The organism is Petrachloros mirabilis (assembly GCF_975968855.1).
Genome location: NZ_CDLUDY010000187.1, coordinates 1 through 8,611 on the forward strand (window position 1 = coordinate 1; position 8,611 = coordinate 8,611).

Here is an 8,611-nt window from a genome sequence, read left to right on the forward strand (position 1 = left end):
GCAGCACAAAATTGCCCTCCGTTAAGATCCAGCGGGTGGAATTACTTTCGGCGACGCAAATCACGGAAGGCCTGCTTGGCATACTCCGTGCCTTTCGCATCATCCTCATTGCCTTCTTGGTCTATTTCTACGCCACCTCAATTTTGGGATTTTTCCCCTGGACCAGAAGACTCTCTGTCGAACTCCTCGGCTACATTGTCACGCCCATCACGACCATCGGCCAGGCCTTTGCAGCAGCCCTCCCCGACATCATCGCGATTGCGATCATCGTGATCGTCACCCGCTATATCGTGAAACTGATCCACATGTTCTTTATCGGCATGGAACGCGGTGCCATTTCCTTCAAGGGCTTTCATCGGGAATGGGCCATCCCTACCTATAAGATCGTTCGATTTCTGGTGTTGGTCTTCGCCACCGTGGCCATTTTCCCGTACATCCCCGGCTCACAGTCCGAAGCCTTTAAAGGGATCTCGGTCTTTCTCGGTGTGCTCGTTTCGCTGGGCGCAGTCGGTTCTATCAGTAACGTTGTGGCCGGCATTGTCCTGACCTACATGAGGCCCTTCAACGTCGGAGACCGGGTGAGGATCGCCGATACTGTCGGCGACATTACGGAAAAAACCTTGTTGGTGACACGTGTTCGTACCGTCAAGAACGTGGATGTCACGATCCCGAACGGGCTCGTGCTCGGCTCACATATCATCAACTTTAGTTCGTCGGCGATGAAACCCCCACCGCTCATCCTTCATACAAGCTTGACCATCGGCTACGAAACCCCCTGGCGAAGAGTCCACGAATTGCTGATTTCGGCGGCGCAAGAGACAACTCACATCCTCACTGATCCCGAACCGTTCGTCCTGCAAACCAGCCTGAATGATTTCTACGTAACCTACGAAATCAATGCCTATACCGGCCATCCCAATAAAATGACCACGATCTATGCTGAATTGCATCAACACATTCAGGACAAATTCAACGAAGCAGGGCTGGAAATCATGTCCCCGCATTACACGCAAATCCGTGACGGCAACAAAACGACGATCCCGGATCAATACTTACCGAAGGACTATCAAACTCCGGGGCTACGACTCTGGCCCATGGAAAATCCTCTCTCAAAAATCGTCAACCCGCGTTCGGGTAAGGATTCAGGAGGATACAAGAAGCCAACCAGCGAGGATCCGCCCTCTACACCTTAACCTTACCTGGTCGTCCCATCCGCCTCATCGGGTTGCATGTTTACGCTCATCCTGCTATAGAGACCTTCCCATAGTGACCTGCACGTACAACAGATTCCCTCGGTCATTCCATTCCCTCGCACTTCGGTGGAATCGTTCGTCAGATCCTCGCCCGTTCGAATTTCGTCACGGATACGATCCTCCTCCAGGCTCTCACCACAGTCAGCGATTTAATTAACCGATCGTTCGTCCCGCGCGAACTGTTGCGTCGTATTTCTAATTCGTCGAATACAGCGTCTGAGCTGCATCGACGCCGGTGGACGGCCTGAGGGACGATTTTCTACGGAGGACCGCAATGACAGAGAAACGACATTCCAGCATCTGGCCGCTGGCGACCCTGCTCACGATCCCGCTGCTCGGTCTCGGCGGATGCGACTACTGGCCCCCGGCATTGCAAACCGAAATCGACACGCTGCGCACCGAACTCAACGACGTCCTGGACGAACGTCAACGTCTCGAGTTCGAGAACGAGGAATTGAAATCCACGCGGGAAGGGATACAGCGTGACATCGAGGAAAAGGCGCGCGAAAACGCCGCGCTGAAGGCAAAAATTGCTGCGCTCAAGAAAACGGCGCGTCCTCAGGTCGCAAAGGCATCACCCTCGAATTCCCTCAGAAAGGCAAAAGTTACTAAATCGCCGTACATCCCCGTGAGCATGGGGGGATCTGTGCAACGAGGCCCGCGGGTCGTACAAATCCAGCGCTTGCTTCAGCGGCACGGATTCCGGTTGCACGCAGACGGTTGGTTTGGGCCGGAGACGGTCTCGGCCGTGAAACGATTCCAGCGTTCACGTGGCCTTCGAGCGGACGGAGTTGTCGGACCCGCCACATCGGTCGCCTTGCATCGCAACCCCCGATCCGTCCGGGCAGCTCGATCTGTCTCGCAACAACGATCCCGCGTCACGAGGAACGATGTAACAGCTATTCAGCGCGCCCTACGTCGAGCCGGACATCGTGTCGCGGTCGATGGATACTTCGGACAAGAAACAGAAGTGGCAGTCGCACGCTTCCAACGAGTGCACGGTCTGTATCCGGACGGCGTCGTGGGACCAAAAACCTGGCGCGCGCTCAACCGAGCCGCACGATAATTCTTCACCTTACAATGCTGTGCAGGGAAAGACGCGACCGACAGGCCCAGGTCCCGGAAGGGGCCTGGGCCTTTTCCGTTACGCTCCACTTTGCGCGAATACCGGCGGGGCCGCCCCCTCTCCCCAATAGATCGTCCGGTGCGGGAACGGAATTTCAATGCCTTTGGCATCAAAGGTGTTCTTGATCCGCCGATTCATTTCACGCCCGATCCGCCATTGTTTGATCGGTTGAGTCTTGATCCGGCATTTGATGATCACAGCGGAATCCGCAAATTGATCTACCCCCAACATCTCCAGAGGCTCGAGAATGTCGCCAGAAAACAGCGGATCGGCCTGCACCTCGGCGGCAATCTCATGTAACACAACCATCACCTCATCGACGTTCTCCTTATACGCCACGCCAACGTCGAACAGGTAATACGAAAAGACCTTTGTCATGTTCTTGACTCTGTCCACAATCCCATTTGGAATGACATGTACGTTGCCCGATAGGTCTCGTAGCGTGATGGTCCGAAGCTTGACCTCTTCCACGACGCCGCCTACACCGGCTACTTCCACGACATCGCCCACCCGGACGGAGTCCTCCAAGAGAATGAAGAAACCAGAGATGATGTCTTTCACAAGGCTCTGGGCGCCGAACCCGATGGCCAAACCGCTGAGACCGGCTGCAGCCAGCAGAGGTTTGAGATCGATTCCGAGTTCGGACAGCACCATCATAAACCCGACCGCCAAGATGAACACCCTTGCCACATCGCGTAACACGTGCGTCAACGTATCCGCGCGCTTGATCTGAGCCGGAGTCGGCAACGTACCTTCGTACACGCGCCGAAGCCTTCCCATGACTTGTTTGACAACGGACAGGAGCACGATCATTGCCACACCGATGATCAGTACGCGCACCCCTGAACTCATCGCCCATTCAAACAGTCGCTCCAATAAATGAGCCAGCCACGCCTCCTGCATGTCACACCTCCTCAATCAAACGATGGACGTTGTCAATCCGATGGGAAACCGTTCGGTCCCCCGTGATGTCGTATCCGGTCTTCATCCCCACCCTTTCAACCAATCGTGTTACGCATGAATCTGTTCCGCTTCCTTCTTGCCCATCCCTAACAGCCGATTGATCGTCAGCCCTTGCACCAGAATTGAAAAGACCACGACGGCATAGGTGATGGTGACCACGGCGTCGCGCATGGTTCCGTAGGGGAGCGAGAGAGCCAGCGCGACTGAAATACCACCGCGCAGTCCGCCCCAGGTCAAAATCGTGATCGTGCGCGCGCTGAACTCCCGAACCAGGCTGAAGAGTTGAATCTGCAGCACAACGCTCAACCAGCGCGCCAACAGCACGAGAGGAATCGCCATGAGCCCGGCGATCAGATAGGGCCGCTGAAAACTCAGCACCAACACCTCCAACCCGATCAGGACAAACAGGACCGCGTTCAGTAACTCGTCCAGCAACTCCCAGAAGTTGTCGAGATGTTCCCTCGTCCGTTCCGACATGGCCCATTGGCGTCCTTGATTGCCGATCAGTAATCCCGCCACCACGACAGCTATCGGACCGGAGGTATGGAGCAGATCCGCCAAGCCGAAACAGCCCATGACCAAGGCGAGCGTAATCAGGATCTCGACCTGATAGTTGTCCACAGAGCGCAACATGTGATACGCGACGAATCCCAATGCCAATCCAAGCGCTGCGCCCCCGATCGCCTCTTCAGCAAAGAGCACCAGCACGTCCGTTGCGCTCACCGATGCTTTCGGCAAGAGATTGAGCACCACCAGAAAAATCACCACGCCGACACCGTCATTAAACAGCGACTCGCCGACAATCTTCATTTCCAACGCCTTCGGCAATCGAGCCTGCCGGAGAATGCCCATGACGGCAATGGGATCGGTCGGCGAGATCAACGCGCCGAACAAGAGGCAGTAGAGAAATGGTAGCGGCATCCCGACAAGGTCGAACAGGACATATCCGAGCGTACCGGTGATGAGGCTGGACAGAATGGTGCCCACCACGGCTAATGTCCCGATGACCCATTTGAGATCCAAGAGTTCGTCCAATTTGACGTGTAATGCGCCCGCGAAAAGTAAAAACCCCAGCATGCCGTGCATCAGCGCCTCATTGAAATCGATCGCGCCGATAAATCGCTGGGCTTCGTCCTCTATCCCGAAGCCCAGTTTTCCCAACACCAGCAGGACCAGTGAGAAGACAAGCGCCACCGCCATCAATCCGATCGTCATCGGCAGCTTCAGCAGCCGGTGGTTCACGTAACTGAACAGGGCGGCCAGACAGATCAGGATCGTCAAGGTATGGATCAGCGGCACGATAGTTTCCTCTTGGTGATATTCACGGTTGATGAAGCTGCCTTCGGCATGGAACGAACGAAGACCGAATACACAATGGACCTGGGTCAGCCGTCACAAATAGAGGCGGGCGGATCGAATCCATACCGGAACCGGGAAACGTTCACGGGGGTGAAAAGGAAGCGAGGGCACGCGCACTGTGCAAGACGAAATTTTGAGAGGGAGGGATACAATCGGGAAGGAACCGGTCTATGACGGCATGGCCGCATGCATCGGGTTATAACAAACAGAGCCGTGGTGCGCAATCAATTGCGGTCGCAAATGAAAACGTCTACTGCAGGACCGTGGCGGAGCCGTCGAGAATCGCCTTCTCAGCTTCGCACGGCGGCAAGTGAAGCCGTTTCGCCCGGTTATCATCAAGGAACGTCACCTCCCGTGAGCAATGCGAGAGAGATAAGAATTTTGCTCCGGGCTGTCCGGTGGCGCTGCTGTGGTACGGCCTGTAAGACGATCGTGGACGTAGGTGTGCTTTCGTGGTTCTGACTTCTCGCCCGTCAGGTTCGTCGCGAAGGAGTCAAATGTGATATAGCGGCCGTCGGCACTAATCGCAGGGTTGACGCTCGGATTATTCGCCTGGGTCCCGTCACTCGCCACCGACACGCGGGTTGTACGTTTCATCAGCCTGTCGCGCAGGAAAATGTCGATGACACCGTTGGTGTCCCCCTGAACGAGATTCGAGGCGAGAGATTCGAAGACGATGTAACGGCCGTCGGCACTGATGTGGCCGGACTGGCTGAATTTGTTGGCCTGCTTCCCGCGGCTGTCCACGGAAACGCGCGCGGTCTGTCCTGTGCGACGGTCGTGGACAAACACGTCCCGTTGCCTATTCGTATCGTCCGGCACGAGATTGCTGGCCAACGATTCGAAAACCGCGACACGACCGTCCGGAGTGACGGCAGGCGCGAAACTTCCACCGTTCGCCTGCCCTCCTCCACTCTTAACCGACACGCGCACGTTCTGATTTGTCTGACGATCGTATACGAAAACGTCTGTGAAATTGTTCGTATCGCCTTCCACAAGATAGGACGTACTGGACTCGAAGGCTATGAATCGCTCACCGTCGTTCATGCCGGCCACCGGTTCGGCATGGGGCCGTGGCTGTTCGGATCGATCCATGAGGCGCATGAACTTGTTCCATACCGTCTCCACGTTTTGAGAGAAACTCCCTCCGCTATCGCATCCGGCAACAGTGAACCCTACGCTCAGCAGGAGAAAGAGAGTCCTGGGACTCCGTTCTCCGCTCGAACTCCAATTGCCGATCCGGTTATAAGTCGTTGGCGGCGCGTCGTCTATTTTGTTTTTCTTCTTCGTGCGCATCGGGAGACTCAGGTGTCCTATCTAGCCGGTGTACGAGAAATCGGATGACCTGCTCGACCTCATCCTGGCACTTGAGATAGAACCGGGCGTGTGACCGGCTGTGGAGGCCGACTCTCACCCCCATGACGTTGCCGGGCAGCGCAAAGACGTCTTCGTCTGTTTCGTCGTCGCCGATGAACAGCACGCCGGTTCTCTTGAGATGATTCATAATCTGTTCGACCGATCTTCCTTTCCCGTACTCACCGGACGGCACGGCATTGATGGAGGCCCTGCCAACGATAAGTCTTGGAGCCGGCGACAGCCGTTCGAGGAGCGGCAACAGGGCTGTCTTGACGCGGTCCGGTTCCTCTACATTCCGGAAGTGAACCGTCAGCGTATAGCGCTTATCTTCGATTTCGGCGCCCAGTTCGTTGATGATATTCACAATCCCTCTGGATAGCTCCTGCTTCCATTGCAGACACGATGTTTCGGCCGAGAGGAGTGCGGGTGTAGGTGTGAAGGCGCTTTCGATCCCGTGGTTCCCGACTATGAGAGAGACTGTTCCATCGACCCTTCCCACCACATCAGACAATTCGCGACCGGATACGACGGCACAAGGAGCCCGCTTCGCCAGTTCCTTGAGCCACTCCCTCACAGACCGTGACATCTTTGCAGAGCTACGGTCGGACCGGATCGGCGCCAGCGTGCCATCGAAGTCGAAGGCATAAAGGATCGACTGATTGACCAACGCACGAAGGGCGCGACGCCCCTGTCCGGAGAGCAAATAAATCATGGGAGTCCTTTCCGCCCTGTCAGCACGTCTTTCCACCTCCAGACCGTCTTCACCCGCCTCGTTCGACTCGCACAATAGCCGTAGGACTGATGGCTCCCTTCGGATTGTCGGCGTCGAACCAGACATTGTATTTGACATCGCCAGAGCGAAGAAAACAGAGGCTGACCCATTCGCCGGGCGGAATCGTGACCACATCGCGGACCTGCCCGAACAGCGTGGTCATCCCCTTCTCGCAACTGATTTTGTCCAACAGCCTCATCGTCAGAAATCCTACACGGATGGAATTCTCGCGTAGATTCTGCCAGCGGACTTCTTCACCGGGATAGGCGTAAAGTGTTTCTGGACTGACAACGTCCGAGATCTCGATGGTACGGACCGATACCTCCTCGTTAGGCGTCGGTTCATGGGCGCAGCCCGAAAGTCCCCAGAGGGTTAGGAGACTCCAACCCGCCCACGCTTGGATTCCCTCAATCCATTTCCCCTTCATCGATTCCTCTCTCCGTTCCGTTCGACGTCATAAACATTCATACGGCGACTCTGAAATTTACAAACACCAACAACGGATGCCCCGTGCATCAAGAAATCTTAATGGGCCAGGCGGAACGCGCGTTCTTCACGAACTTTTACGGGAGAAAATCTCCCTGCCCCTTTGCGGGAAGCAGCGCACCCGTCACCTGGTCGGATGGTATGGCTTAGAGAACCGGAGGATGGAAATGCACGGAGGCAAGAACCGGCACATGCATCGAAAAATGAACGTCGACGAAGGAGCAGATTTCTCTCTGGAGTTCGAGCTGGGGCAGTGCAGGCAAAACCGCGAAACCTTCAAGGACTGAGGCTCCGAGTACATCGGCGGCATCGGCCGGACTGAGGAGTGTTGTCGGGGCCCCGAGCATTTGAAGCAGGACGCAGAGACACACTAAAATGACCAGGCCTAAAGTCACTTTTCCGACCGGATTCGTTTTCGACAGCACCGTGCGCGACCAACTCATGGAAACATAGTACCCCCCTCCACTTCCTCTGACAAGAAAAAGATTCAGGAAGAAAAAGAGTTTCCTCAGTACTATCGCGCGACGACTACCGAGCAGCTTGCATGCTGGACAATACGCGTGGAGACACTGCCGAGAAGGAACCGACCGATAGCACCCAACCCTTTTGCCCCGGTCACGATTAAATCGGCTTTTCGATGTTGCGCGATGTCCAAAATCTCATCCGCCGGCTTTCCCAGCTTGGGCGCAGGATTCACCAGATAACCGGCTTTAGCCAGTTGATCCGCGAATTGTTCGACCATGGCTTTCCCCGCATCGCGAAGCTCGGGATATTTCAAAAAAGGCATGACGTGTATGACCGTGACCGTTACGGGTTCCTGATCCGGCACGTCTTCCCATGGCCTCATCGATCGGAGCATGAAATTGACGGCCTTCTTGGACGCCGCCGATCCATCGATCGCCAGCACAACTTCCCGAATGGGCCGCGGAGCCTCCTTAACCACCAGCATCGAGCAAGGCACATGATGCATCGCATAGGTAGACACGCTCCCCAACATGAAGCGATCAAGCGCATCCAACCCCCGTGAGCCCATGGCAAGGAGTTGCACGCCCTTCTTTGCTTCTTTGACGATGGTCGCGTTCACACCGCCCCTTGCCAGGACGACCCGTCCTTGTAGATGAAGCGATTTTATCAAGGCCGTCGACTCATTCTTCGTCTTCTTGGCATGTGCTTCCATACGGGCGATTTCAGCCTTGATATAGCGCTCATTCCCCGCCACAACCGGCTGGACGACAAAGGGAGCGCGAAGTGCCGCGACGTCCAGGACGTGCAGCACCTTGACCTTCGGCGCCTGCA

At 55.9% G+C, this 8,611-nt stretch carries 9 protein-coding genes; 2 read left to right on the plus strand and 7 right to left on the minus strand.

The features are described from left to right. Positions 1-1,193: mechanosensitive ion channel family protein (locus tag ACWVCN_RS07565; RefSeq protein WP_455244956.1), on the plus strand; the 1,193-nt coding region annotated here is incomplete at its 5' end. A gap of 334 nt (positions 1,194-1,527) precedes the next feature. Continuing rightward, entirely contained in the window at positions 1,528-2,319 is a 792-nt protein-coding gene (locus ACWVCN_RS07570) for a peptidoglycan-binding protein (RefSeq protein WP_455244957.1), read from the plus strand. A 78-nt stretch (positions 2,320-2,397) separates the two neighbouring features. On the opposite strand, the gene ACWVCN_RS07575 is transcribed toward ACWVCN_RS07570, so the two are convergent. From ACWVCN_RS07575 to ACWVCN_RS07605, 7 genes are all read right to left on the minus strand, one after another. Next, on the minus strand, positions 2,398-3,282 hold the full coding sequence (locus ACWVCN_RS07575) for a mechanosensitive ion channel family protein (RefSeq protein WP_455244958.1): 885 nt from the start codon (positions 3,280-3,282) through the stop codon (positions 2,398-2,400). A gap of 108 nt (positions 3,283-3,390) precedes the next feature. Next, positions 3,391-4,641: a cation:proton antiporter gene (locus ACWVCN_RS07580; protein ID WP_455244959.1), complete on the minus strand. Its 1,251-nt coding sequence runs from the start codon at positions 4,639-4,641 to the stop codon at positions 3,391-3,393. 405 nt (positions 4,642-5,046) lie between these two features. After that, positions 5,047-5,997, minus strand: a complete 951-nt coding sequence (locus ACWVCN_RS07585) for a TolB family protein (protein ID WP_455244960.1) — start codon at positions 5,995-5,997, stop codon at positions 5,047-5,049. After that, positions 5,945-6,769: a trehalose-phosphatase gene (gene otsB / locus ACWVCN_RS07590; RefSeq protein ID WP_455244961.1), complete on the minus strand. Its 825-nt coding sequence runs from the start codon at positions 6,767-6,769 to the stop codon at positions 5,945-5,947. The genes ACWVCN_RS07585 and otsB overlap by 53 nt, the downstream gene beginning before the upstream one ends. 49 nt (positions 6,770-6,818) lie before the next feature. After that, positions 6,819-7,256, minus strand: coding sequence for a hypothetical protein (locus ACWVCN_RS07595; RefSeq protein ID WP_455244962.1), 438 nt, complete (start codon positions 7,254-7,256; stop codon positions 6,819-6,821). A 205-nt stretch (positions 7,257-7,461) separates the two neighbouring features. Next, a complete protein-coding gene (locus ACWVCN_RS07600) occupies positions 7,462-7,758 on the minus strand; it encodes a hypothetical protein (RefSeq protein ID WP_455244963.1) in 297 nt (98 codons plus the stop codon). A 71-nt stretch (positions 7,759-7,829) separates the two neighbouring features. Further along, positions 7,830-8,611, minus strand: a 782-nt coding sequence (locus tag ACWVCN_RS07605; RefSeq protein ID WP_455244964.1) for a universal stress protein, incomplete at its 5' end; no start/stop codon positions are given.